Raw genomic sequence first — 25,016 nt, 5'->3', positions numbered from 1 at the left:
CTCATGCCCGGCTCCGCCCGTGGCCTCCGCGTGAAGTCGGAGGGCCTCCACCGCGGACCCGGGGCCGCGGGGCGCCGCCACCCGCGACCGGAATGTGCACATCCTGTGCACGTCCTGCGGGCGCATTCGGCGTCAAGGTGGCGCCGTCGGACGTTTGTGCAGCTCCAGGGCCTGTGGAGCACCGGATTCCGTGCCCGTGGCGGAGCGCGTCACTCTCGGAGAGTGATTATTTCGTGGCGTGGCACGCAGCAGCACTTACGAAGGGTTATGGTGGAAACCCCCCCTCGGGCCGGTCCGTAACCCCCCCCCACGGACCGGCCCGTTTTTTTGTGCCCCGGTACCGCAGGGCCCGTACCGCCGGGTCCGTACCGCAGGCGCGGTCGTGAGCCCGGCAGTCCTCTCAGGCCCGTCCGGCCCAGATGTTGGTGCCGGCGGTGTCCACGGCGAAGGTGTCGATCTCCTTCAACTCCTCGGCCGACAGTGCCGGTCCGGCCAGCGACGCGATGTTCTCCTCCAGCTGCCCCACGCTCGACGCGCCGATCAGAGCCGACGTCATACGGCTGTCGCGCAGCACCCAGCCGATGGCCAGCTGGGCGAGCGACTGGCCGCGGCGGCGCGCGATGTCGTTCAGCCCGTTCAGCCGGCGGACCACCTCGTCGGAGAGCAGGTCCGGGTTGAGGGACTTGCCCTGCGTGGCACGCGAACCTTCCGGGATGCCCTTCAGGTACTTGCCGGTCAGCAGCCCCTGGGCGAGCGGCACGAAGGAGATGCAGCCCATGCCGGCCGCCTCCAGCGTGTCCAGCAGCCCGTCGTCCTCGGTCCAGCGGTTGATCATCGAGTAGGACGGCTGGTGGATCAGCGCCGGCACGCCCATCTCCTTCAGCAGCCGGGCGGCCTCGGCCGTCTGCGCGGAGTTGTACGAGGACACCCCCACGTACAGCGCCTTGCCCTGCCGGACGGCGGAGGCCAGCGCCCCCATCGTCTCCTCCAGCGGAGTGTCCGGGTCGAAGCGGTGCGAGTAGAAGATGTCGACGTAGTCGAGCCCCATCCGCTTCAGCGAGGCGTCGAGCGACGACAGCAGGTACTTGCGCGAGCCCCACTCGCCGTACGGGCCGGGGTGCATGTCGTACCCCGCCTTGGTGGAGATGATCAGCTCGTCGCGGTAGGGGGTGAAGTCCTGCCCGAAGATCTTCCCGAAGTTGAGCTCGGCGGAGCCGGGCGGCGGGCCGTAGTTGTTGGCCAGGTCGAAGTGGGTCACGCCGAGGTCGAAGGCGCGGCGCAGGATGGCGCGCTGCGAGTCGAGCGTGCGGTCGTCGCCGAAGTTGTGCCAGAGGCCGAGCGAGACGGCCGGGAGCTTGAGGCCGCTGCGGCCGGTGCGGCGGTACTCCATGGAGTCGTAGCGCGAGGCGGCGGCCCGGTAGGAGGAAGAGGAATCAGTCACGTTTCCCTCCTTATCACGGACTTGTGACAGGCCGGGTTGGGCCGGTGCACCGCCTGCGCAGTAATGTGGCGGCTTCGGGACTGCACGGCACGGCGGGGCGATCGCCCCCTTCCGGTGCGGCGATCCCCGGTGGACGATCCCGGACCCCGGGCAAAGGGGCGGGCGTGCCCGCACGGAACCGAGAGGTGGACTCAGTGAACTTGCGCGACCTGGTGTACGGGCTCTACGCACGCCGGGTGGAGGCCCGCCTCGATCACGCCCAGGTGCCCAAGCACATCGGAGTCATCCTCGACGGAAACCGGCGCTGGGCGAAGGCGTCCGGCGGCACCGCGGCGCAGGGGCACCAGGCCGGTGCGGACAAGATCAAGGAACTGCTCGGCTGGTGCAGTGAGACCGATGTCGAGGTCGTCACGCTCTGGATGCTCTCCACGGACAACTTCGACCGGCCCGAGTCCGAGCTCATCCCGCTCCTCGGCATCATCGAGAACACCGTGCGTGACCTGGTGGCGGACGGGCGCTGGCGCGTCCACCACGTCGGCACGCTCGACCTGTTGCCGGCGCACACCCAGACGGTCCTCAAGGAGGCCGAACAGGCCACGGTCGGGGTCGACGGAATACTGGTGAACGTCGCGGTCGGTTACGGCGGGCGCCAGGAGATCGCGGACGCGGTGCGCTCCCTGCTGCTCGACCACTCCGAGAAGGGCACCTCCTTCGAGGACCTGGCGGAGATCGTCTCCACCGACCTGATCTCCGAGCACCTCTACACCCGGGGACAGCCCGACCCCGACCTCGTGATCCGTACCAGTGGCGAGCAGCGGCTGTCGGGGTTCATGCTCTGGCAGAGCGCGCACTCCGAGTACTACTTCTGCGAGGTCTTCTGGCCGGCGTTCCGCCGCGTCGACTTCCTGCGGGCCCTGCGCGACTACGCGGCCCGCCATCGCCGCTACGGCGGCTGAGGACTGTCCCGTAGTTCCTGGGGGATCAGACCTCAGGGCTTCAGGGCTTCAGGCCCCCTCGTTCCGATCGCGCCGGCCTTGCGGCATCAGGCCCTGAGGCCACCCGGCCGACGGCCGACGGGTGACGGCTTCGACCGGAACCGGCCAGGTCGGCATGGCTTGGCGTGTTCAAGGGCATACCCCTGACAGGTCGACGTCCGGTCACCAACCAGGCGGACGTCGTGTCCAAGTGAGCGGCATGGAGTCCGCTCGCCCGGGAGGCCCTTTGCACACGAAGGACCGTACATACAGTGCGGCCGACGCGGAGGGCCGGCGCTCGGCCCGCGCAAGGTGGCCGGAGCCCGGCCCGTCCTCTCCCATTGGGATGCTCCGCGACGCCGTCGCACCCCAACCTCGTCCGAGGGGGTACGTCCTTCCGTGGTGACCAGCACAAAGCGCCGCATGCCCGACAGGCGCACCTATGTTCTCGACACCAGCGTCCTGCTGGCCGATCCGAACGCCATGGCCCGGTTCGACGAGCACGAAGTGGTGCTCCCGATCGTCGTGGTCACGGAACTGGAGGCCAAACGGCACCATCCCGAGCTCGGGTACTTCGCCCGGCAGGCCCTGCGCCTGCTGGACGACTTCCGGGTCCGGTACGGCCGACTGGATGCCCCGATCCCTCTCGGGGATCTGGGCGGGACGCTCCGCGTCGAACTCAACCACTCCGATCCCGGCGTCCTTCCCGCCGGCTACCGGTTGGGGGACAACGACTCACGGATTCTCGCGGTCGCACGCAATCTCCAGGCCGAGGGGTACGACGTCACGGTCGTCTCCAAGGACCTGCCGCTGCGCATCAAGGCGTCATCGGTCGGCCTCCTCGCCGAGGAGTACCGGGCGGAACTCGCCATCACGGACTCCGGCTGGACCGGGATGTCCGAACTGTCCCTCTCCGCCGAACAGGTGGACCTGCTCTTCACCGAGGAGACGCTGTACGTCCCCGAGGCCGCCGAGCTCCCCGTGCACACCGGCCTGGTCCTCCAGTCCGAACGGGGCAAGGCGCTCGGCCGGGTGACACCCGAGGGCAGTGTCCGGCTCGTCCGTGGCGAACGGGAGGCCTTCGGCATCCACGGGCGCAGCGCCGAGCAGCGCATCGCCCTGGACCTGCTCCTGGACCAGGACGTCGGCATCGTGTCGCTGGGCGGCCGGGCCGGCACCGGCAAGTCGGCGCTGGCGCTTTGCGCGGGTCTCGAAGCGGTGCTGGAGCGAGGACAGCACAAGAAGGTGATGGTCTTCCGTCCGCTGTACGCGGTGGGCGGGCAGGAGCTCGGCTATCTCCCCGGCAGCGAGGCCGAGAAGATGAGCCCCTGGGCCCAGGCCGTCTTCGACACGCTCTCCGCGGTCTCCGGCCGTGAGGTGATCGAGGAGGTGCTGGGGCGCGGAATGCTGGAGATCCTGCCGCTCACCCACATCAGGGGCCGGTCCCTCCATGACGCCTTCGTGATCGTCGACGAGGCCCAGTCGCTGGAACGGAACGTCCTGCTGACCGTGTTGTCCCGGATCGGGGCGAATTCCCGCGTCGTGCTCACGCATGACGTGGCCCAGCGGGACAACCTCCGGGTCGGCCGGTACGACGGAGTGGTCGCCGTGGTCGAGAAGCTGAAGGGGCACCCGCTCTTCGCGCATGTGACGCTCACGCGTTCGGAGCGCTCCCGCATCGCCGCACTGGTGACCGAAATGCTGGAGGAAGGCCAGATCTAATACGGATTGGGACAGTTGATGCCGCCCGGCGAGCCAAGGAGCTTAGCCGGGCGGCATCGTGTCGCGGCACCATTTCCGTAATTCACTTGCTCCAAACGAGGTGTGAGCTTTCACACGCAACAGAGAATTGCCTACCGGCGTCCCGTTCCGGCAGAGTCTTGCTTCCGTCAGGCCCCGCATACGGCACACCGGCACCTCCAGAGGTGCCACGCACCACACAACTCAACAATCGCCGTCCGTATGCCGCCCGCGAGTACCACGCGGCGCTCCCCCGGGAGTCGCCCACCGGGCCCGTGCCTCCCGTGACCCAAGCAGTAGGGAGGCCAGTGTCAGGGGCACGATTGCGCCCGCGAGGTCACCTAAGCGGGCGATGCTGGAAGGACACCGTGTGAGCCGGATCTCGGTCCGGGGGTTCGCCGTGGCATCTGCCACAGCGGTAACCACCGTTGGCGCCGTCGTAGGCGTTGCAGCAGGCAGCACTCCCGCTGTTGATGACAACAACTTCGAGGCGACCGCAGCCGACACCACGCTGCTCGCAGACATCCCCGCGGGCCAGCAGGCCCAGGTGCAGACCGTATCGCTGACGCAGCAGGCCGACGCCCAGGCGTCCGCGGCCGACGCGTCGGCGAAGAAGTCCGCCGAGGAATCAGCCCGTGTGCAGGCCGCCAAGGACGCCAAGTCCAAGAAGGCGGCGGCCGAGGACAGGCTGGAGAAGGAGCGTCAGGAGAAGAAGGACGCTGCCGAGCGTGCCAGCCGCTCCGAGGTACGCAGCGCCTCCGCGTTCGCCACGCAGGGCTCGTACACCGTTGCCGAGGTCCAGGCGATCGCGCGGCAGATGGTGCCCGCCGACCAGTTCCAGTGCTTCAGCAACATCGTGAACGTCGAGTCGAGCTGGAACTACCGGGCGAGCAACCCGTCCTCCGGTGCCTACGGTCTCGTCCAGGCGCTCCCCGGCTCGAAGATGGCCTCGGCCGGAGCCGACTGGATGACCAACCCGGCCACGCAGATCAAGTGGGGCCTCAACTACATGAACAGCGGCCGCTACGGCAGCCCGTGCGCCGCCTGGTCCTTCTGGCAGGCCAACCACTGGTACTAGAACCTTCCGAGGTTCAGGTCTCAACCTCACGAAGCCCCTCGCCGTCCTACGGTGGGGGGCTTCGCGCGTGTACGGTCGGGCGGAGCCGTTCCCGGGGGGAGCGGTGGGGAGAGCGGACGGGGGTAGAGGAACCGTTATGTCGAAACTGCCGGGGTGGCTCGGACAACTGGGTGCTGAACTGACCAGGCTGGGAGAGCGCCTGGACGAACGGCGGGCCGAAGCGGCTGCCGAGGACGACGACGTCGCGCACGAGGGGGCGCCCGATACGGCGGCCGCCGGGCGCGCGCCGGAGACCGGGACCGCCAGGACGTCGGCCGCGGCCGACCACGTACCGCCGCCGCCCGCATACGCCCCCTCCGTCTCCGCACGCCCCGATCCGGTCGCGGCCATCCCCTGGGGGATGCGCGTAGCGGCCGAGGCGGGCTGGCGGCTGCTGGTGCTCGCCGGCACCCTCTGGGTGCTCATGCGGGTCATCAGCGCGGTCCAGCTGGTGGTGCTGGCGTTCGTCGCCGCGCTGCTCGTCACCGCGATGCTCCAGCCGACCGTCGCCCGGCTGAAGCGGTACGGGCTGCCACGCGGACTGGCCACCGCGGTCACGGCGATCCTGGGCTTCGTCATCATGGGCCTGGTCGGCTGGTTCGTGGTCTGGCAGGTCATGGACAACATCGACACCCTCTCCGACAAGGTGCGGACGGGAATCGACGACCTGAAGAACTGGCTGCTGGACAGCCCGTTCCATGTGACCGACAAACAGATCAACGACATAGCGAAGAACCTCAGCGACACCGTCGGCACCAACACGGAGGCGATCACCTCCGCCGGACTGCAGGGCGTCACCGTGATGGTGGAGCTCCTCACCGGGATGCTGCTGGCGATGTTCTCCACGCTCTTCCTGCTGTACGACGGAAAGCGCATCTGGCACTGGGTGCTCAGGCTCGTGCCCGCGCAGGCCCGGCCGGGTGTCGCCGGTGCCGGTCCGCGGGCCTGGCGGACGCTGACCGCCTATGTGCGGGGCACGGTGATAGTCGCCCTGATCGACGCCATCTTCATCGGCCTGGGGATCTTCTTCCTCGATGTGCCGATGGCGGTGCCGCTGGCCGTCTTCATCTTCCTGTTCGCCTTCATCCCGCTCGTCGGGGCGGTCGTCTCCGGGGCGCTGGCCGTGGTCGTCGCCCTCGTCACCCAGGGCGTGTTCACGGCGCTGATGGTGCTGGCCGTGGTGCTCGCGGTGCAGCAGATCGAGGGCCACATCCTGCAGCCGTTCATCCTGGGCCGCGCGGTGCGCGTGCATCCGCTGGCCGTGGTGCTCTCGGTCGCCGCGGGCGGCATGATCGCCGGCATCGGGGGCGCCGTCGTCGCGGTTCCGCTCGTGGCGGTGACCAATACGGTGGTCGGCTATCTACGGACGTACGGGCAGGAGGAGTCCCGCCGCCACTCGCCGCCGCCGCACGGCTCGACCTCACTGGACGCGGCACCCAAGCCCGCGCCCGGCTCGCCTCCGGAGGAGTTCGACGACGGCAGCGACGATGAGCCGGCGGCGGACGCGCCGAAGGCGATCCGCTCGGACACATAGGAGCGGCCCCGGAGGAACGGTGGCCCCTCGGAGGGTCCGGATCCGGAGAAGGACTCCCGGAGGTCCGGGCTCGGAGGGCGGACCACCCGGAAGGTCCGGACACAGAAGAAGGGCCCCTCGGACGGTCGGTCGTCCTCGGGGCCCTTCTCGTATCAGGGGTACTGCGGGTGCTACTCGGCGAGGACTGCCTCGGCTTCGAGGGTCACACCGACCGCCTGGATCACCGAGGCAATCTTGACGGCTTCCTGAATGGTCTCACGGTCCACGCCGGCCTTGCGCAACACCTGCTCGTGCGAGTCCAGGCACTGGCCGCAGCCGTTGATCGCGGAGACGGCGAGCGACCACAGCTCGAAGTCGACCTTCTCCACGCCCGGCTTGCCGATCACGTTCATCCGCAGGCCGGCCCGGAGGTTGCCGTACTCGGGGTCCGACAGCAGGTGCCGGGTCCGGTAGAACACGTTGTTCATCGCCATGATGGCGGCGGCCGACTTCGCGGCGGTGTACGCCTCCGCGGAGAGGTTGGCCTTCGCCTCCGGCTCCAGCTCGCGCAGCACCTTCGGCGAGCGCGAGGCGATCGCGCAGGCGAGGACGGTGCCCCACAGCTGCTGCTGCGGGAGCTCGCTGTTGCCTATGACCGAGCCGAGGTTCAGCTTCAGGTCCTTGGCGAAGTCCGGAACGGCGGCCTTCAGTTCGTCGAGTGCCATGTCGGTGTCAGCTCACTCGCCCGAGAGGAGCGCGACCGGGTCCAGGGTGGTCTCGCCCTTGGTCCAGTTGCACGGGCACAGCTCGTCGGTCTGCAGGGCGTCGAGGACCCGCAGGACCTCCTTGGGGTTACGGCCCACGGAACCGGCGGTCACCATCGTGAACTGGATCTCGTTGTTCTGGTCGACGATGAAGACGGCGCGCTGCGCGAAGCCGTCCTCGCCCTCGATGCCGAGGTCACGCATGAGCTCGTGCTTCGAGTCGGCCAGCATCGGGAAGGGCAGGTCGGTCAGGTCCGGGTGGTCCTTGCGCCAGGCGTGGTGCACGAACTCGGAGTCACCGGAGAAGCCGAGGATCTGTGCGTCACGGTCGGCGAACTCCTCGTTCAGCTTGCCGAACGCGGCGATCTCGGTGGGGCACACGAAGGTGAAGTCCTTCGGCCACGCGAAGACGATCTTCCACTGACCCTCGTAGGTCTTGTGGTTGATCTGCTCGAACTCCTTGCCGCTCTCCAGCGAAACACAAGCGGTCAGGTCGAACTCGGGGAACTTGTCACCGACAGTGAGCACGCGCTCTCCTTGCAGCGTAGGAATTCCCTTTTTGGGGGAGTTCCTGAGGGTTGGACGGTGTCCACCTTGGCACAGAGTGCATTGATCACGGAAATAGCTACACTCGGTCGTGATGATCGGAGGTGCCTATCAGTGGCCCAGAGTAATCAGGGCATCCGCCCCAAACAGCCCAGCCTCTCGCAGCTGCGCGCCTTCGCCGCCGTGGCGGAGTATCTGCACTTCCGGGACGCCGCGGCCGCAATCGGGATGAGTCAGCCCGCACTCTCCGGGGCCGTGTCCGCGCTGGAGGAGGCACTGGGTGTCCAGCTCATCGAGCGTACGACGCGCAAGGTACTGCTCTCGCCCGCCGGTGAACGGCTCGCGGTGCGGGCGCGGGCCGTCCTGCACGCCGTCGGCGAGCTGATGGAGGAGGCCGAGGCGGTCCGGGCGCCTTTCACCGGAGTCCTGCGGCTCGGCGTGATCCCGACCGTCGCCCCGTATCTGCTGCCGACCGTGCTGCGGCTGGTCCACGAGCGCTACCCGGACCTCGATCTCCAGGTCCACGAGGAGCAGACCTCCTCGCTGCTGGAGGGGCTGGCCGGGGGGCGGCTGGACCTGCTGCTTCTCGCGGTGCCCCTCGGGGTGCCGGGTGTGACGGAACTCCCGCTCTTCGACGAGGACTTCGTCCTCGTCATGGAGCGCGACCACTGGCTCGGCGGACGTCAGGACATCCCGCGCGAGGCGCTGCGGGAGCTGCCGTTGCTGCTGCTCGACGAGGGGCACTGCCTGCGCGACCAGGCGCTCGACATCTGCCGTGAGGCGGGGCGTACGGAGGGCGCGCCGGTCACCACGACCGCGGCCGGGCTCTCCACACTGGTGCAGCTGGTGGCCGGAGGGCTCGGGGTGACGCTGCTGCCGCGGACCGCGGTGACGGTCGAGACCGCCCGCAACGACGCGCTGACCACGGGGTACTTCGCGGACCCGGCCCCCGCGCGGCGGGTGGCCCTGGGGATGCGGACCGGGGCGGCCCGGCACGAGGAGTTCGAGGAGTTCGCGGCGGCGCTGCGCGGGGCGATGGAGGCTCTGCCGGTGCGCGTGGCTCCGGCCGGCCGGACCTGAGCACAGGTCCGGCCGGTTGACCCGGTGCTACTCGCTGCGCAGCCCCTCGGGGCGCATCATGCGCCACAGGGGCGGCAGGGAGAGCAGGGTGACCAGGACGATGAGGCCCGCGCCCGCGCCGACCAGTGGCAGGAACAGGAACCAGCCGGTCACCTCCTTGCCGACCATCCAGCACAGGGCGGCGCCGAGGGCGAGGCCGCCGGCCACCGCCACCGCGAGCCCGATGGCCACCGGGATGGCGGTCTGCCACAGCACCGACCAGCCGAGAGTGACCCGCTTGGTGCCGAAGGCGACCAGGACCGACAGCAGCCGCTTGCGCTCACGCAGTTGTTCCAGCTGGGAGACCAGCATCGACGCGGCGATCAGCAGCAGGGTGGCGGTCGCGCCGACCTGGAGGCCGGTCTGGATGCTCGCGTACTGCCGGTCGCGCTCGACCGAGTTCAGGGCCACCAGACGCATGCCGGGGTCCAGCCGTGCCGCCGTGTTGCGTATGTACTCGGCGGCCTCCGGGACGTCTTCGTCGAAGCGGATCTGCGAGATGGTCTGGGCTCCCGGCAGGGTCCGCGCGTCAATCGCTCCGGGCGTGACCAGGATGCCCGAGCGCTCTTCGCCGTACGGGTCGGTCCGGGCCGCGACGGTCCGGGAATCGGCCGGCAGCGTCCAGTGCAGCGGCTTGCCCCGGGCGTAGGTGTCGAACTCGACCACCTTGCCCTTGCGGGCGGTCTGGTCGACCCAGTCGGCCTGCCCCTTGTCCCTGGGGTGGGCGACGAAGGTGTCGCCGTCCCGGCAGCTCGTGATCCGGGCGATCTCGCGCAGGGTCGCGCAGTCCCCGACGGTGAACGAGGTGGTGGGCTGGATCTCGTCGTCCGTGTACGTTCCCGGCTTCGTCGCGTACGCCTCGACGGTCCCGATGACCTGGATGACGCCCTTGGTGGCGCGGAACTCCTTGATCGAGTGCACGGCGGCGTCGCCCCGGACGATTTCGGAGGCGGCGTAGAACTGGGCGCGGGACGGGTCCTGGCCGGTGACCTTGTTGAAGTCGTCGTTCATCGCGGCGAACAGCATCTGCAACGCCACCGCGCCGGCCACGGCGACGGTGACGCCGCTGACGGCGCGGGAGGCCGCCCCGCTGCTCAGCTGGAGCCGGCGGGTGGCCAGCTGCCAGGGGACCGGGCCGCCGCGCAGCCGCCCGACGCAGGCCTCGACCAGCCAGGGCAGGAGCAGCGCCAGTCCGACCAGGACCAGCACCGCACCCCCGGCGACCGGGTACGGGTTGACGGGGCCGTACTCCTCGACCTTGCCGGTGATTCCGAAGACCGCGAGCCCGGCGACCGGCAGCAGCAGCCGCCACCAGAGGCGCCGCTTGCGGCTGCGGCTGTTGCGTACGACGCCGAGCGGCTCGATGACCACGGACCGCATGGCCGCCAGGGTGACCAGCACCGCGGTGACCGGTACCGCGAGGGCGATCAGTACGCACAGCCGGGCGTCGGGGGCCAGGTCGGAGGGGAAGGCGCTGACGTCCCAGATCTCGACGTAGCCGACGAACTGGCGTCCCGTCACGAACACGGCCAGTCCGATGAGGAGGCCGAGGACCGAGCCGAAGAGTGCCTCACCGGCCGCGATCCGGCGGGTCATCCGGATGTCCGTACCGACCAGGCGCAGTGCGGCGAGCCGGCGGTCGCGTCGGTCTCCGCCGAAACGCACGGCGGTGGCGATGAAGATGGCCACGGGTGCCAGCAGCACCACGCAGATCATGATGATCAGCACGATGAGCATCGGTGACAGCGGATCGGCCGGTCCGGGGTCGCCGTACCCGGCGATCCGGTGGCCGCCCGTCGCGCTGGTCAGGGTGTCACTGCCGACGTAGAACCACAGCTCGCCCGGCGAGCGCAGCCCCCTGTCCCCGATCGTGCCGGTCACCTTGTACGGAAAACGCTCCTTGAGCAGCGCGTTCTCAGGGGCGTCGAGGAGTTCCCCGAGCGCGGGGGAGACCACCATCTCGCCGGGGGCGGGGAAGGCGGTGAGGCCCGGGGGGACGACCGGATGGCGGCCGTCGGCGCGCATCAGGAAGCCCGTGACGGAGCGGTCGTGGTACTCGGTGCTCGCCTCCTTCCGCAGGACCGTGCTGTCCGACTTCTTCGCCGAGGCGTCGGGGTAGCCCGAGACCTTGGTCTCGGAGCGAGCCTGGTCCCGGGCGGACCGCTCGTCGAGCATGTGCGGCACGGAGGAGGCGGTGAGCAGCAGCGCCACACCGAGCCCCACGCCGACGGCGGTGAGCAGGGTGCGGATCCAGCCCTCCCGGCCGCCGCCGGCGGCGAAGCGGATCCCGAGGGCGAGATCGCGCAGCCAGGGAGCGGTGCGGGAGGGGGCTTCGGGAGGAGACACCGGGCCGGCCGGGGGCCTCTTCTCGTCGAGCAGCGTCATACGGCGTGCTCCAGATCGCGGGCCCGGCCGTCGCGGACGGTGATGTCGCGGTCGGAGTAGGCGGCGACGCGGGCCTCGTGGGTCACCAGGACCACGGCGACGTTGGAGGAACGGGCCGCGTCGGTGAGCAGCTGCATGACCCGCTCGCCGTTGAGGGAGTCCAGGGCGCCGGTCGGCTCGTCGGCGAAGATCACCTTCGGGGACGCGGCCAGTGCGCGGGCCACGGCGACGCGCTGGCCCTGGCCGCCGGAGACCTCACCGGGGCGCTGGGCGCCGATGTCGTCGACCTCCAGGCGCTCCATCCATTCCAGGGCGGTGCGCTCGGCGGCCTTGCGGCGGGTGCCGTTCAGCCGCAGCGGCAGAGCGACGTTCTCCACACAGGTCAGCTCCGGGACGAGCTGGCCGAACTGGAACACGAAGCCGAACTCGCTGCGGCGCAGGGCGCTGCGCTCGGCGTCGGACATGGCGGACAGCTCGCGCCCGGCGTAGGTGATGGTGCCGGAGTCGGGGGTGATGATCCCGGCGAGGCAGTGCAGCAGGGTGGACTTGCCGGAACCGGAGGGGCCCATCACGGCGACGACCTCGCCGGGGTGGACGGAGAACGAGGCGCCGTCGAGCGCGGGGGTCGCCCCGTACGTCTTGCGCAGATCGTGGGCGGAGAGCAGCGAGCCGGCGGGAATCACGGGGCCACCACCTTCGCGAGCTGGCCGAGTCGCGCGGCGGTGAGCTCCAGCCAGCGCAGATCGGCTTCGAGGTGGAACAGCGCGTGGTCGCAGATCAGCTGGTCGGCGAGGTCTCCCTGCCGCTTGCGGTCGGTGAGGATGCGCATCATGCGCAGGTGCTCCGAGCGCTGGGTGTCCAGCACGTCGGCGGCGCTGCGGCCGGTGAGCATGGCCAGGACGACCTTGGTGTACAGGGTCGACTGGAGATACGGCTCCGGCTTCTCGGGCTGCGCGAGCCAGGTGGCGACATCGGTGATCCCGGCGTCGGTGATGGCGTAACGCTTGCGCTCCGGGCCGCCGTCGGTCTCCACGCCGTCGACCTCGACGAGGCCGTTCTTGAGGAGCCGGGACATCGTCGAGTAGACCTGTCCGTAGTGCAGGGGGCGGTCGTGCCCGAACTTCTCGTCGAACGTCCGCTTCAGGTCGTAGCCGTGGCGGGGGCCGGACTCCAGGAGCCCGAGCAGGGTGTGGCCGATAGACATGCCGACGACTGTACACGGTGTGTATACCTGGTGTGTATACCGACCTGATGAACGTCACCCCTTCGAGTGGCCGGGGGCAGGGGCGGGAGTGAGGGCCGGGGGCAGGGACCAGGAGTCAGGAGCCAGGAGCCGGAGGTCGGTCGTCAGTCACCGGTGCCCGGTGGTCACTCCGGGTCCGGCGCCTTCGGTGGTCGTCCCCGGCGGGGGATCGGAGCCGCACCGCCGGGCAGGCGTCCCGCCTCCGCGAGTGCCCGCCGCAGCAGGAACTCGATCTGCGCGTTCGCGCTGCGCAGCTCGTCCGAGGCCCAGCGCGCCAGCGCGTCGTGCACGGCGGGGTCCAGCCGCAGCAGCATCTGCTTGCGCTGCTGCGGCCCGGACTGCGGCGCGCGGCGCCGCGGGGTCTGATCCGTCACTGGTAGAGCGTGCCCGTGTTGAGGACCGGCTGCACCGCGCGGTCGCCGCACAGCACCACCATCAGATTGCTGACCATGGCTGCCTTCCGCTCGGGGTCGAGTTCGACGATGTCCTGCTCGGCGATCCGGGACAGGGCCATTTCGACCATGCCGACCGCCCCTTCCACGATCAGCTGCCGGGCCGCGACCACCGCACCCGCCTGCTGGCGCTGGAGCATCGCGGAGGCGATCTCGGGGGCGTACGCGAGATGACTGAAGCGGGACTCGATGATCCGTACGCCTGCCGCCCGGACCCGTGCCGTGAGCTCCACGGCCAGCTTCTCGGTGATCTCCTCGGCGTTGCCCCGCAGCGAGAGGCCGCCCTCGTCATGGGCGTCGTACGGGTACTCGATCGCGATGTGCCGGACAGCGGCCTCGGTCTGGGTGGCGACGAACTCCAGGAAGTCGTCGACCTCGAAGAGGGCCTGCGCGGTGTCCTCGACCTTCCAGACGACGATCGCGGCGAGCTCGATCGGGTTGCCGTAGGCGTCGTTGACCTTCAGGACGGCGGTCTCGTGGTTGCGGACCCGGGTGGAGATCTTGCGGCTGGAGGTCAGCGGGTTGATCCAGCGCAGGCCGTCGGTGCGGATCGTGCCCACGTACCGGCCGAAGAGCTGGATCACCCGCGCCTCGCCCGGTGCGACCATCTTCACACCGCCCATGCAGAAGAACGAGGCGATGACGAGCAGCACGCCCAGGATGCAGACCGGGATGCCCACGCCGTTGTTCCCGTTCGACCCGATGACGCCGCCGAGGATGGCGAGACCGACACCGACGATCACCCCGATCACGGTCAGCAGGAGTCCGAGGCCGCCGGCGATGCTGTGTGCCGTCGTCTCGCGGACCTGCGGTTCCGGCATTTTGGGCGCGTCGGGCGTGAGGTCGGCCTGTGGCCCGGCAGGCACGTGCGGGTTGAGCGGTTCAGTCATGGAATCCCCCGTTTCGCCTGGCTAGCTGTTCGCTAGCAATGTGATTACACATTAATGGTTTTCGCAACCCTGCGCACCTCTCGTGAGTCGGTTCCCATGGGAACGGGTGCTGATTGTCACGTCCGGAAAATGCGGGATCGCTCGCTTTTTGTCCTTGCCAACGGTGTTAGCTGGCATGTCCGAGCTGATCCGGTCGAGCAGAGAAACGGGAGCAACACAGCAATGGGTCGAGCGGATGCGCGACGAGCCCAGGGGCGCGGGTCGCGACGGGCCGGGAAGAGCGGCGGCATACGCAGGCTCTTCACCTGGCGGAAACTACTGGGCGCCACCTTCACCGTCTGCCTGCTGGGCATGGGTGGCTTCGCCGTGCTCTACATGCTCGTGGACGTCCCCGAGGGCAATGCCCGGGCCAAGCTGCAGAGCAACATCTACAAGTACTCCGACGGGACTCTGCTGGCCAGGACGGGTGAGGTCAACCGGGAGATCGTGGACCTCGCGCAGGTGCCCAAGGAGGTCCAGATGACCTTCGTCGCCGCCGAGAACAAGTCCTTCTACGACGACCAGGGTGTCGACTTCAAGGGCACGGCGCGCGGCCTGCTGAACACCGTTTCCGGCAAGGGCAAGCAGGGTGGCTCGACCATCACCCAGCAGTACGTCAAGAACTACTACCTCGACCAGGACCAGACGGTCACCCGCAAGCTCAAAGAGCTGGTCATCTCGCTGAAGGTCGACCAGAAGCGGACCAAGTCGGAGATCCTCGCCGGGTACATCAACACCAGCTTCTACGGCCGGCAGGCCTACGGCATCCAGGCCGCGGCGCAGGCGTACTACGGCAAGGACGCACAGGAGCTGGACGTCGCCCAGGGTGCCTACCTCGCCGCCCTGCTCCAGGCGCCCAGCCAGTACGACTGGGCGGTCGCCGGCCCGAAGGGGAAGGCGCTCGTCAAGGAGCGCTGGAACTACGTCCTGGACAACATGGTCCAGGAGAAATGGCTGGACGCCGGCAAGCGCCAGGGCCTGAAGTTCCCGGTTCCGCAGGAGCCCAAGCCGCTGAACGGGGTCGCGGGACAGAAGGGGTACATCGTCGAAGCGGCCCGCAAGGCGGTGCTGGAGGAGACGGGCCTCAGCAGTGAGCAGTTCGACCTCGGTGGCTGGACGATCACCGTCAACATCGACAAGAAGAAGCAGCAGCAGCTGGAGAAGTCGGTCGAGACGAAGCTGATCGACAACCTCGACACGAAGAAGCGCAAGCTCGACCAGGACGTCCAGGCCGGTGCCGTCTCGGTAGATCCGAAGACCGGCGCGGTGATCGCCCTGTACGGCGGGCGGGGCCAGAACGAACACTGGACGTCGAACGCGGCCCGCACCGACTTCCAGCCCGCCTCCACCTTCAAGCCGGTCATCCTCGCGTCGGCGCTCGACCAGGAGTCGGTGACGCAGGACGGCCAGGAGATCACCGCCAACACGCGTTACGACGGCACCAGCGAGCGCCCGGTCGTGGGCAGCGACGTCGCCTTCGCGCCGGAGAACGAGGACGACCAGAACTACGGCTCGGTCACCGTCCAGACGGCGATGAACAAGTCCATCAACTCCGTCTTCGCGCAAATGGGCGTGGACGTCGGCATGGACAAGGTGCTGCAGACCGCAGGCGAGCTGGGCATGGGCGTGAAGGGCCTTCCGGCCGTGCCCGCGCAGACGCTCGGCTCCATGGGCGCGAGCCCGATGGAGATGGCCGGCATCTACGCGACGCTCGACAACCACGGCAAGAAGGTCACCCCCCAGATCGTGAAGTCGGCCGTGCACCAGGGAGAGGACCCGGTGCGGATGCCTGACGCGATCGGCGACCAGGTGATCAGCCGCCAGGCCGCGGACTCCGTGACCTCCGTGCTGACCGGTGTGGTCGACGACGGTACGGCCCACGCGGCGGTGCGCAACGCCGAGGGGCTCTCCGACCAGCAGATCGCGGGCAAGACCGGCACGTCGGACGACAACAAGTCGGCCTGGTTCACCGGCTACACGCCCGATCTCGTCACCTCGGTCGGTCTGTTCGGCGAAGCGGCCTTCGCCCGTACCGGCGACGACGGCAAGAAGATCAACAAGAACGACCAGGTGACCCTGAAGGGCGCCGGTGGCGGCGGACGCGTCAACGGCGGTGGCTTCCCGGCCCAGATCTGGGCGGACTTCACCGCGAAGGCCATGGGCGAGCCGAGCAAGTTCGTGCTCGACACCGACATGGGCGCCGCGGTCACCCCGCCGCCGGACACCAGTTCGCCGAGCGCGACCACGTCGCCCTCCGAAGAGACCGAGCCCTCCGACGAGCCGACCACCGATGGCCCCACGACCGAGCCGCCCGCGGAGACCGAGTCGCCGGTGACCACGCCGCCGGCCACCCCCACCGGGGAGCCGACGACCGAGCCGCCCACCGGGCCGTCGACCGAGCCGGGGCCGTCCACCACCCCCGAACTCCCGCTGGACCCCGGGGACAACAACCGGCCGGACGGCGAGAACGCGGTATCGCGCTGACCGGCTGACGCGACCGGTCACCGAGACGGGCGGTGTACGAGGAGAAGTCCTCGTGCACCGCCCGTCTTCCGCGTTCCGGACACACGGCGGGACTCCCGGAACCTGTGGATCGGCCGGACGGCGACATCGCGGGCAAGCGGGGCTGCGATGATCCTGAAGGCATCGACAGGACGGTGAAGGCCCCGGGGTGACGGGGACTTCCCCTGCGACTCGGAGGAACCGGATGCGTCGGCCGCGAGACTTCCGTCCCGACCGTGTCGGTACGCGACCTGAGTCCAGGCGTTCACGCGTGCCGTGCCGGGGTGCTGAGCACGCATGCCCACTGGCAGCCCCGGGAAATCGGCGGGATGGGCCAGAGCTCCCGCCGCTCTCGTCCTCCTGGTCCTGATTCCCCTGGTGATCCGGTTCCTGGTCTCCTTCAGGAATTCGGACGCGTTCCCCTGGTGAAGACGCCGGCCTCCCACGCTTTCGGCCGACGGCACCTGGCCGCCCCGGGTCCGGGCCGGGGGGCACGGACCCGGGGCGACGGGGACTGCGGTCACTGCCCCCGGGTGGGCATCTCGAACCAGACCACCTTGCCGGTCGACAGACGCGTCGCGCCCCACCGCCGGGCCAGCCGGTTCACCAGGAACAGACCGCGGCCGCCCTCGTCCATGTCACGCGCCCGGCGCTGCCGGGGCAGCTGCGGGGAGTCGTCGCCCACCTCGCAGCGCAGGATGTCGGTCCGCAGCAGCCGCAGGGTCACCGGCCGCTCCGCATACCGCACGGCGTTGGTCACCACCTCGCTGACCAGGAGCTCCACCGAGTCCGAGAGGTCGTCGAGCCCCCACCGGCTGAGCGCCCGGCGGGCCAGCCTGCGTGCCCGGCCCGGGGCGGAGTCCTCCGGTTCCAGGAACCAGTACGCCACGTCGCTCGGCGCGATCCCGTCGAAGCGGGCGGCGAGCAGCGCGATGTCGTCGTCCCGGTCGCCCGGGCCGAGCATGTCCAGCACGTCGTCGCAGAGGGCCTCCAGCGGCGGCGAGTGGTCGGGGCCGGTCAGCCGGGCCGTGGTGGCGAGCCGCTCGCGCAGCTGCTCGATGCCCGTCCACACGTCCCGCAGCCGGGACTCCACGAGACCGTCGGTGTAGAGGAGCAGGGTGGCGCCCGCGGGCGCGTCCAGCTCGACCGCCTCGAAGTCCACTCCTCCGACGCCGATCGGGGCGCCCGGCGGCACCTTCAGCACCTCGGCACGGCCGCCGAGGTGGAGCAGGACGGGCGGCGGGTGGCCGGCGTTGGCGATGGTGATGCGGTGCGCGACCGGGTCGTACACCGCGTACAGGCAGGTCGCCATGCGGTCGCTGCCGAGCCGCTGAGCCTGCTCGTCGAGATGGTGCAGCACCTCCTGCGGCGGGAGGTCGAGCCCGGCCAGGGTCTGGGCGGTGGTGCGCAGCTGGCCCATGATCGCGGCGGAGGTCATGGAGTGGCCCATGACGTCGCCGACGACGAGGGCGACCCGGCTGCCGGGCAGCGGGATGGCGTCGTACCAGTCGCCGCCGACCCGGGCCGTCTCGGCGGCGGGGAGGTAGCGGGAGGCCAGCCGGACGCCGGTGGGCTGCGGGAGCGAGTCGGGCAGCATGGTGCGCTGGAGCTCGTCGGCGATGTACGCCTCGCGGCCGTACAGCACGGCCTTGTCGATGCCGAGTGCGGTGTGCGTCGCCAGCTGGGCCGCGACCAGCAGGTCGTTGGCCTCGAAGGGCGGGCGCTCGGTGCCGCGCAGGAAGACCGCGGCGCCGATCACCCGGCGCCGGCCGCGCAGCGGGGCGAGGATCGCCCGGTGGCCGGACGGCACGGTACGGTCCGCGCCGAGCAGTTCCGGCAGCGCGACGCGGGCCGCGGCGGAGTCACCGAAGACCGGCCGCACCCCGCGCAGCACCTCGGCCAGCGCGCCGCCGGCCAGGACCTCGCACAGCTCGGACGCGGGCGTCAGATCCGCCTGCGGGTCGACGGCGGGCAGCCGCAGCCGCTCGGTCTCCGACAGGTGCTCGGTGTCCTCGTCGCTCAGCCGCAGCCGGTCGGAGCGGCGCAGCCGCAGCACGAACGGGTTGACGGGCCGCTCGTCGCCGACCGGCAGAGGGTCGCGGAGGTAGACGAGTATGGCGTCGGAGAACGTCGGCACACTGGCCCGGCACAGCCCCAGAACGATCTCGTCCAGGTCTATCCCGCGGGCGATACGCCTGGTCGCGGCCCCCACGAAGCGCAGCCGGTCGCCCTCGCGACGGGCCGCGGCCTGCGGGTCGGGGCCGGCCGCGGGACCCGTGCCGGCCACGGCCGGGCCGGGGCTCTTGGCCGGGGCGGGGATCGCCGCGGTGGCAGGCGCGGCCGCCGCGGCGTCGCGCTGCCGCGGCCGGGTGCGTTCCTGCGGCCGGGCGGCGAGAGGCTGCCGGCCTTCGTGGGAGGTGGGGTGCTCCGTCACGCGTGGGGTTCCGTCCGTCCGGGCCGGTTGTATGAGGCAATCACCTCGTGGAGCGCTACTGTGCCCCGGCATGAGCGGCAATCACAACGGCTGACATCTCGTGCCCCGGGACACGGGGCCGAAACCGGATGTCCGCGCCGTACGTCGTTGACAACGTTTCCGGCGTCCGGTCGGCGGCCAGCGAGCACGTCTCCACCCCCTCGTCGTGACTCATGCGATTCAGGCAACTCGTGCGACTCGTACGACTGATGCGATTCATGAAGCGTGCAACGTCTGCGATGGCTCGGTGATTGGTGGTCAGGTCGTGTGCGGCGCCCGTCGGTTGGGGCGGAGCCGATCTTCTCGGGACGATCCTACGTTTGCCCCACTGGGGTGCATCAAGGGTCTCACGACGTCATGGTGGAGGGGGTGCGGTCCCAGTCATCCGGCAGCCGGTCCCAGTCTGCGGGCAGCGTGGGAACCCGCCAGTGCGGATCGGGCCGCCAGTCCTCCCAGCCGTCCCGGAACGGCGCCCCCCACTCGCGGATCACCCCGACCGCCGCCCGTCCCGCCGCCCGCACCTGCCGGGCGGCGGCCGGGGTCATCAGGCCGACCTGCTGGGCCTGGGCGAACTCGTCCTCGTCGCGCCAGAGCCAGCTGTGGTCCGGGTAGACCGAGATGTCGAGGAAGTGGTCCTCGGAGTCGATGCCGCCGGCCCAGCGGGTCCGCGGTTCCTCCAGGTTCACGTACCAGCTGCGGAACTCCCAGCCCTGTTCCCAGAACAGCCAGACGGACCACGGTTCGCCGGGCCGGGCCAGCTTCAGCACCCCGTTGCCCAGCCAGGGCGAACGGGCGGTGGTACGCGGGGCCGTGTACCGGGTGGCGAGCGGCTCGGCGTGCACATCGGTGCCGTCCGCCAGCACCGGCTTCACGCACTCGGTGCCGGGGGCGACCCAGACGGCGAGCAGTTCGTCGGTGTCCTGGACGACGGTGACGGGGCGGCAGATGTGTACGGGGTTCGGGGTCCGGCCGGGCCCGGGGCCGTGCCGCAGCGGTCCGTTGCCACGGTAGCGCCACAGGATCTGATCACCCGGCGCCCAGCGCTCGGTCTCTCCGGTACCTGTCATGGAGAGATCTTAGAGATCGCACCCCGCTCCCGCAGCGATGCACGTCACGGGCGGGTCATACGCAGCACGTCCAGCGCCTCGTCGAGCTGTTCCACGGTGAGGTCACCGCGCTCGACATAGCCCGAGGCCAGCACCACTTCGCGGATGGTCCGGCGCTCGGCCAGGGACTTCTTGGCGACCTTCGCGGCCTCCTCGTAGCCGATGTACTTGTTCAGCGGGGTGACGACGGACGGTGAGGACTCCGCGTACTCCCTGGCCCGTTCCACGTTCGCCGTGATCCCGTCGACGGTACGGTCCGCGAGCAGCCGGGAGACGTTGGCGAGGAGCCGGACGGACTCCAGCAGGTTCTTCGCGATGACCGGGAGCATGACGTTCAGCTCGAAGTTGCCCGCGGCGCCCGCGACGGCCACCGTCGTGTCGTTGCCCGTCACCTGGGCGGCGACCATCAGCACGGCCTCGGGAATGACCGGATTCACCTTGCCCGGCATGATCGAGGACCCCGGCTGGAGGTCGGGGAGGCTGATCTCGGCCAGTCCGGTGCGCGGACCCGACGCCATCCAGCGCAGGTCGTTGGAGATCTTGGTGAGGGAGACCGCGATCGTGCGGAGCTGGCCGGAGGTCTCGACGAGCCCGTCCCGCGCGCCCTGCGCCTCGAAGTGGTCCCGGGCCTCGGTGAGTGGCAGCCCGGTGACGCGGGCGACCTCGGCGATGACGGCGGCGGAGAAGCCGGGCGGGGTGTTGATGCCGGTGCCGACGGCCGTGCCGCCCAGCGGCAGCTCGGCGAGGCGGGGGAGCGAGGCGCGCAGCCGCTCGATGCCGTAGCGGATCTGGGCGGCGTACCCGCCGAACTCCTGGCCCAGGGTGACGGGGGTGGCGTCCATCAGATGCGTACGCCCCGACTTCACCACCTCCGCGAACTCGGCGGACTTGCGCTCCAGTGCCGCCGCCAGATGGTCCAGGGCGGGGATCAGCTCCCCCGTCACCGCACCGGTCGCGGCGATGTGGATGGAGGAGGGGAACACGTCGTTGGAGGACTGCGAGGCGTTGACGTGGTCGTTGGGGTGGACCTCGCGGCCCAGGCGCTCGGTGGCGAGCGTGGCCAGGACCTCGTTGGTGTTCATGTTCGAAGAGGTGCCGGAGCCGGTCTGGAAGACATCGATCGGGAAGTGGGCGTCCCAGCGGCCCTCGGCGACCTCCGCCGCGGCCTCCTGAATGGCCCCGGCGATCTCCGGGTCGAGCACCTTCAGCTCGGCGTTCACCTTGGCCGCGGCCGCCTTCACGCGGGCCAGGGCCTCGATGTGGGCCCGCTCCAGGCGCTGTCCGGAGATCGGGAAGTTCTCCACGGCGCGCTGGGTCTGGGCCCGCCACTTCGCGTCCGCGGGGACCTTCACCTCACCCATCGAGTCGTGCTCGATGCGGTAGCCGTCGCCGGCCGTTGCGGTCTTTCCCTCGTCCGTCATCGTTCAACCTCCTGAAAAAGATGAGCACTTGTCTTGTTCTGTGTATTCCCAAGTTGTCTACCGACCAGTAAATACCGGGGGTAACCACAACCTCGGGAGGCGCAATGAGACGCACCGGATACCGACTCCGATGTACGGTCGCGGCCGTCGCGGCCATGGCGGCGGCGTTGGGCGGCATGACGGTCGCCGCCGGGCCGGCAGGGGCCGCCCAGCCCGGTACCACCAGTACCGCACTGCCGCCCGACCTGGAGGCCATCCGCGCCGCCGAAGCCACCAAGCTGTACGGCAACCCGGCCGAGCGCCCGCTCGCCGACCGCAAGACCGGACTCATCTCGCTCGGCGACAGCGAGATCTCGGGCGAGGGCGTCGGCACGTACGAGGCGGGCACCAACGGCCCCGACAACTGGTGCCACCGCTCACCCGACTCCGCCATCCACCGCACCGGGATCCCTGCCGACGTCACGTACAACGTCTCCTGCTCCGGCGCGTACACCGGGAACATCGTCATCGGCGGCTCGAAGCAGTACGCCGACGAACTCGTCCAGAGCGACAACCTCGCCATCAAGGCGCGCAACACCCGCATCAAGATGATCGTGCTGGTGGCGGGTGCCAACGACGACCTCCAGTTCGGCCCGGTCATGACGGACTGCGTCACGCGCTGGGTCCTCAGCCAGGGAACCTGTGAGCCCAAGTACGACGGCGGCTGGCAGGCCCGCGTCGACGGACTCGTGCCCAAGGTCGAGAAGACCGTGCGCGACCTGCGGACGGTCATGACCGGCGCCGGTTACGCCGACGCCGACTACAAGCTCGTCGTCATGGGCTACCCGAGCCCCATCGGCCCGGACTTCTACGACAACCCGAACTTCCCCGGCAAGCTTCCCGGCGGCTGCGCCGGATACGACTCCGACGCCGCCTGGGGCCGCAACACCGCCGTGCCCGCCTTCGAGCGCGGTATGCGCAAGGCCGCCGCCGACACCGGAGCCGTCTACCTGGACAACTCCCGGCTCTTCCACGGCCACGAGGTGTGCAGCGAGTCGACCTGGGCCCGCGGCCTGTTCATCGACCTCTCGCACTTCCCGCCGGACTCCAACTCCGTCCGGCAGTCCTTCCACCCGAACGCCGCCGGCCACGGCGCCTTCGCCTCCTGCCTGACCCAGATCTACGACTCGGGCCTGCGCGAGGCGAGCTGCGCCGACCCGGCGAGCACCGGGAAGCCCGTGCTCCAGGCGGCCGCCTGGGACGACGCCTTCAAGCCCCTGCGCGGCGAGGCGACGGGCAGCTGCCTGGACGTCCCCGCGTCGGTCACCCGCAACAACACGGGCGTCACCGGCTGGGAGTGCCACGGCGGGCGCAACCAGGGCTGGTGGTACGACTCCGCCACGAAGAACCTCCGCACCGAGCTGAGCCACGACCGCTGCCTGGACGTACCGGGCGCGAACTACAAGGCGGGCGCCGCCCTCATCCTCTACAACTGCTCGGGCGCTGCCAACCAGCAGTTCGTCCGGCAGGCGGGCACCCTGCGCCCGGCCGCCTCGACCGGGCTGTGCGCGACCCTGGCGGGGGCCCATGACCCGCTGAGGCTGCAGCCCTGCGACGGGAGCGCGAACCAGCGCTTCGCATAGGAGCCTGCTCCATGAGTACGGGGAGGAGCCGCACCCGGTTCCTCCCCGTACCCGTGCCCGTGTCCAGGGTCAGCCCGCGGTCACGAACGCGCCCAGGGTCAGCCCGCGGTCACGAACGCGCCCAGGATCGCCGCCAGGTGCCCCGGGTCGTCCGACCCGCACATCTCGCGCGCCGAGTGCATCGACAGGCCCGGCACCCCCACGTCGACGGTCTGCACGCCCAGCCGGGCCGCGGTGAGCGGACCGATCGACGTACCGCACGGCATCGCGTTGTTGGAGACGAACGGCTGCCACGGCGCGCCCGCCCGCTCGCAGGCCGACGCGAACACCGCGATCCCGGTCGAGTCCGTGGCGTAGCGCTGATTGACGTTGACCTTGACCGTGGGGCCGCCGTTGGGCAGCGGGTGGTGGTCGGGGTCGTGGCGCTCCGCGTAGTTGGGGTGGACCGCGTGCGCCATGTCGGCCGAGACGCAGAAGGCGCCGGCCAACGCCCGCGACCAGTCCTCGGGACTGCCGCCCCGGGCCGTGACGGAACGGCTGAGGACGTTCTCCAGCAGAGGGCTCTGCGCACCCGTGTCGGAGCCGCTGCCGACCTCCTCGTGATCGAAGGCCGCCAGGACCGGGATGTACGCGGGCTCCTCGGCCGAGGCCGCCGCGGCGGCCAGCGCCGTGACCCCCGCGTGCACCGACACCAGGTTGTCCAGCCGTGCGGACACCAGGAACTCCCGCTCCGCGCCCAGGTACCCGGGGGGCTGGATGTCGTGGAGCATCAGGTCCCAGCCGAGCACCTCGTCCGGCTCGGCCTTTGCCGCCGCCGCGACCCGGCGCAGCAGCGCCCCCTTCTCGGCGGTGCCGAGCGACCAGACCGGGGCGATGTGGCGCTGCCGGTCCAGTGCGAGGCCCTCGTTGACGGAACGGTCCAGGTGGATCGCCAGCTGGGGCACGCGCAGCAGCGGTTCGTCGATCTGGATGAGCCGGGAGTCGGTCCGGCCGCCGGGTCCGCGGAGGGCCAGTCGGCCGGAGATGCCCAGATCGCGGTCGAGCCAGGTGTTGAGCGGCACCCCGCCGTAGATCTCCACCGCGATCTGCCGCCAGCCGGCGGAGCTCGTGTCGGGGGTGGGCTTGATCCGCAGGTTCGGCGAGTCGGTGTGGGTGCCGATGATCCGGAACGGTGCGTGGGAGGGCGTGCCCTCGGGGGCGTACCAGGCGATCAGGGCGCCGCCGCGGACGACGAAACTGCCGCCCGTGGTGCCCGTCCAGTCGTCGGTGCCGCGCAGCTCACGGAAGCCGGCCTTCTCCAGGCGCTGGGCGGCGCTCGCCACGGCGTGGTACGGGGAGGGGCTGGCCCTGATGAAGGAGAGCAGGTCGTCGTTGTGGCTGCGGTGAGGGACCGGCGTCATGCGGTGTCCGCCTTTCCGGCAGTGGGACGGTGAGAGTGGCTCGGGCGTGAGGGGTTCGGAGGACGGGGTGTCGTGCTCCCGGCGTCCGGGCTGGGAGGTGGGGTGTTCGGGGGTGTGGGGGTGGGGGTGGGGGGTGTTCCGGGGTACGGGGGCGGGGGCGCAAGTCGCCGGGGATTTTGGACAACTCACCGCATCGGCCCGGTGTCCCGCAAGCCGCGTCGACGTCCACCTGCGCGAAAGCGGCGGTGCGGCCACCGCCTCGCGGGGTG

The 25,016-nt window shown here is 70.2% G+C and carries 19 protein-coding genes; 7 read left to right on the top strand and 12 right to left on the bottom strand.

From position 1 onward, the window contains the following. Positions 1 to 400 precede the first annotated feature (400 nt). On the bottom strand, positions 401 to 1,441 hold the full coding sequence (gene mgrA, locus ABT025_RS02990; RefSeq protein ID WP_350989146.1) for an L-glyceraldehyde 3-phosphate reductase: 1,041 nt from the start codon (positions 1,439 to 1,441) through the stop codon (positions 401 to 403). Positions 1,442 to 1,635: 194 nt separating this feature from the next. Between mgrA and ABT025_RS02985 the strand changes: the two genes are divergently transcribed. The 4 genes from ABT025_RS02985 (at position 1,636) to ABT025_RS02970 (ending at position 6,806) form a co-directional block, all read left to right on the top strand. Further along, a complete protein-coding gene (locus ABT025_RS02985) occupies positions 1,636 to 2,397 on the top strand; it encodes an isoprenyl transferase (protein ID WP_148020469.1) in 762 nt (253 codons plus the stop codon). Positions 2,398 to 2,814: 417 nt separating this feature from the next. Next, positions 2,815 to 4,137 (top strand): RNA 5'-3' helicase PhoH2, encoded by a 1,323-nt coding sequence (phoH2, locus tag ABT025_RS02980; protein WP_350989143.1) that lies wholly within the window; start codon positions 2,815 to 2,817, stop codon positions 4,135 to 4,137. 388 nt (positions 4,138 to 4,525) lie between these two features. Next, a complete protein-coding gene (locus ABT025_RS02975) occupies positions 4,526 to 5,233 on the top strand; it encodes an aggregation-promoting factor C-terminal-like domain-containing protein (protein WP_350989141.1) in 708 nt (235 codons plus the stop codon). 136 nt (positions 5,234 to 5,369) lie between these two features. Continuing rightward, a complete protein-coding gene (locus ABT025_RS02970) occupies positions 5,370 to 6,806 on the top strand; it encodes an AI-2E family transporter (RefSeq protein ID WP_350989139.1) in 1,437 nt (478 codons plus the stop codon). Positions 6,807 to 6,976: 170 nt separating this feature from the next. Here ABT025_RS02970 and ABT025_RS02965 read toward each other — a convergent pair whose 3' ends face one another. Together ABT025_RS02965 and ABT025_RS02960 are read right to left on the bottom strand one after the other, a co-directional pair. Then, positions 6,977 to 7,510, bottom strand: coding sequence for an alkyl hydroperoxide reductase (locus tag ABT025_RS02965; RefSeq protein WP_018550318.1), 534 nt, complete (start codon positions 7,508 to 7,510; stop codon positions 6,977 to 6,979). A 12-nt stretch (positions 7,511 to 7,522) separates the two neighbouring features. Beyond that, positions 7,523 to 8,077, bottom strand: coding sequence for a peroxiredoxin (locus ABT025_RS02960; protein ID WP_123461343.1), 555 nt, complete (start codon positions 8,075 to 8,077; stop codon positions 7,523 to 7,525). Positions 8,078 to 8,209: 132 nt separating this feature from the next. Between ABT025_RS02960 and ABT025_RS02955 the strand changes: the two genes are divergently transcribed. After that, a complete protein-coding gene (locus tag ABT025_RS02955; protein WP_350989136.1) occupies positions 8,210 to 9,175 on the top strand; it encodes a hydrogen peroxide-inducible genes activator in 966 nt (321 codons plus the stop codon). 27 nt (positions 9,176 to 9,202) lie between these two features. On the opposite strand, the gene ABT025_RS02950 is transcribed toward ABT025_RS02955, so the two are convergent. The 5 genes from ABT025_RS02950 to ABT025_RS02930 form a co-directional block, all read right to left on the bottom strand. After that, the gene (locus ABT025_RS02950) at positions 9,203 to 11,599 is read right to left on the bottom strand and encodes an ABC transporter permease (protein WP_350989134.1); all 2,397 of its coding nucleotides are present in this window, start codon (positions 11,597 to 11,599) and stop codon (positions 9,203 to 9,205) included. Beyond that, on the bottom strand, positions 11,596 to 12,282 hold the full coding sequence (locus ABT025_RS02945) for an ABC transporter ATP-binding protein (protein ID WP_350989132.1): 687 nt from the start codon (positions 12,280 to 12,282) through the stop codon (positions 11,596 to 11,598). Before ABT025_RS02945 ends, ABT025_RS02950 begins: the two co-directional genes overlap by 4 nt. Beyond that, positions 12,279 to 12,803 carry a PadR family transcriptional regulator gene (locus ABT025_RS02940; protein ID WP_350989130.1) on the bottom strand — a complete coding sequence of 175 codons (525 nt, stop codon included), beginning with the start codon at positions 12,801 to 12,803 and terminating at the stop codon, positions 12,279 to 12,281. The genes ABT025_RS02945 and ABT025_RS02940 overlap by 4 nt, the downstream gene beginning before the upstream one ends. Before the next feature lie 164 nt (positions 12,804 to 12,967). Continuing rightward, a complete protein-coding gene (locus tag ABT025_RS02935; protein WP_327709086.1) occupies positions 12,968 to 13,216 on the bottom strand; it encodes a type II toxin-antitoxin system antitoxin in 249 nt (82 codons plus the stop codon). Further along, the gene (locus ABT025_RS02930) at positions 13,213 to 14,184 is read right to left on the bottom strand and encodes an SPFH domain-containing protein (RefSeq protein ID WP_350989128.1); all 972 of its coding nucleotides are present in this window, start codon (positions 14,182 to 14,184) and stop codon (positions 13,213 to 13,215) included. The genes ABT025_RS02935 and ABT025_RS02930 overlap by 4 nt, the downstream gene beginning before the upstream one ends. A 222-nt stretch (positions 14,185 to 14,406) precedes the next feature. Here ABT025_RS02930 and ABT025_RS02925 point away from each other — a divergent pair, with 222 nt between their 5' ends. After that, on the top strand, positions 14,407 to 16,707 hold the full coding sequence (locus tag ABT025_RS02925; protein WP_350989126.1) for a transglycosylase domain-containing protein: 2,301 nt from the start codon (positions 14,407 to 14,409) through the stop codon (positions 16,705 to 16,707). A gap of 538 nt (positions 16,708 to 17,245) precedes the next feature. On the opposite strand, the gene ABT025_RS02920 is transcribed toward ABT025_RS02925, so the two are convergent. The 3 genes from ABT025_RS02920 to ABT025_RS02910 form a co-directional block, all read right to left on the bottom strand. Beyond that, positions 17,246 to 19,159, bottom strand: a complete 1,914-nt coding sequence (locus ABT025_RS02920; protein WP_350989124.1) for a SpoIIE family protein phosphatase — start codon at positions 19,157 to 19,159, stop codon at positions 17,246 to 17,248. 386 nt (positions 19,160 to 19,545) lie between these two features. Next, the gene (gene fomD, locus ABT025_RS02915; RefSeq protein ID WP_350989122.1) at positions 19,546 to 20,265 is read right to left on the bottom strand and encodes a cytidylyl-2-hydroxypropylphosphonate hydrolase; all 720 of its coding nucleotides are present in this window, start codon (positions 20,263 to 20,265) and stop codon (positions 19,546 to 19,548) included. Between the two features lie 44 nt (positions 20,266 to 20,309). Further along, entirely contained in the window at positions 20,310 to 21,725 is a 1,416-nt protein-coding gene (locus tag ABT025_RS02910; RefSeq protein WP_350989120.1) for a class II fumarate hydratase, read from the bottom strand. A gap of 104 nt (positions 21,726 to 21,829) precedes the next feature. Between ABT025_RS02910 and ABT025_RS02905 the strand changes: the two genes are divergently transcribed. Further along, positions 21,830 to 23,347, top strand: a complete 1,518-nt coding sequence (locus tag ABT025_RS02905) for a ricin-type beta-trefoil lectin domain protein (RefSeq protein ID WP_350989115.1) — start codon at positions 21,830 to 21,832, stop codon at positions 23,345 to 23,347. A 98-nt stretch (positions 23,348 to 23,445) separates the two neighbouring features. Here the strand turns inward: ABT025_RS02905 and ABT025_RS02900 are convergent, their stop codons facing one another. Further along, entirely contained in the window at positions 23,446 to 24,747 is a 1,302-nt protein-coding gene (locus tag ABT025_RS02900; RefSeq protein ID WP_350989113.1) for a M18 family aminopeptidase, read from the bottom strand. Positions 24,748 to 25,016: the final 269 nt, after the last annotated feature.

The sequence above is a fragment of the Streptomyces sp. NPDC002809 genome (assembly GCF_040295435.1).
Lineage (GTDB): Bacteria > Actinomycetota > Actinomycetes > Streptomycetales > Streptomycetaceae > Streptomyces.
Note: the sequence above shows the minus strand (reverse complement) of the source record. Positions and strands in the feature narration are given on the sequence as shown.

What these genes read in the sequence shown, in the direction of transcription:
- ABT025_RS02900 (WP_350989113.1), bottom strand. Translation starts at nt 24,747, where the DNA reads ATGACGCCGGTCCCTCACCGCAGCCACAACGACGACCTGCTCTCCTTC.
- ABT025_RS02950 (WP_350989134.1), bottom strand. Translation starts at nt 11,599, where the DNA reads ATGACGCTGCTCGACGAGAAGAGGCCCCCGGCCGGCCCGGTGTCTCCT.
- ABT025_RS02965 (WP_018550318.1), bottom strand. Translation starts at nt 7,510, where the DNA reads ATGGCACTCGACGAACTGAAGGCCGCCGTTCCGGACTTCGCCAAGGAC.
- ABT025_RS02930 (WP_350989128.1), bottom strand. Translation starts at nt 14,184, where the DNA reads ATGACTGAACCGCTCAACCCGCACGTGCCTGCCGGGCCACAGGCCGAC.
- ABT025_RS02910 (WP_350989120.1), bottom strand. Translation starts at nt 21,725, where the DNA reads ATGACGGACGAGGGAAAGACCGCAACGGCCGGCGACGGCTACCGCATC.
- ABT025_RS02970 (WP_350989139.1), top strand. Translation starts at nt 5,370, where the DNA reads ATGTCGAAACTGCCGGGGTGGCTCGGACAACTGGGTGCTGAACTGACC.
- ABT025_RS02925 (WP_350989126.1), top strand. Translation starts at nt 14,407, where the DNA reads ATGGGTCGAGCGGATGCGCGACGAGCCCAGGGGCGCGGGTCGCGACGG.
- ABT025_RS02905 (WP_350989115.1), top strand. Translation starts at nt 21,830, where the DNA reads ATGAGACGCACCGGATACCGACTCCGATGTACGGTCGCGGCCGTCGCG.
- fomD (WP_350989122.1), bottom strand. Translation starts at nt 20,265, where the DNA reads ATGACAGGTACCGGAGAGACCGAGCGCTGGGCGCCGGGTGATCAGATC.
- ABT025_RS02940 (WP_350989130.1), bottom strand. Translation starts at nt 12,803, where the DNA reads ATGTCTATCGGCCACACCCTGCTCGGGCTCCTGGAGTCCGGCCCCCGC.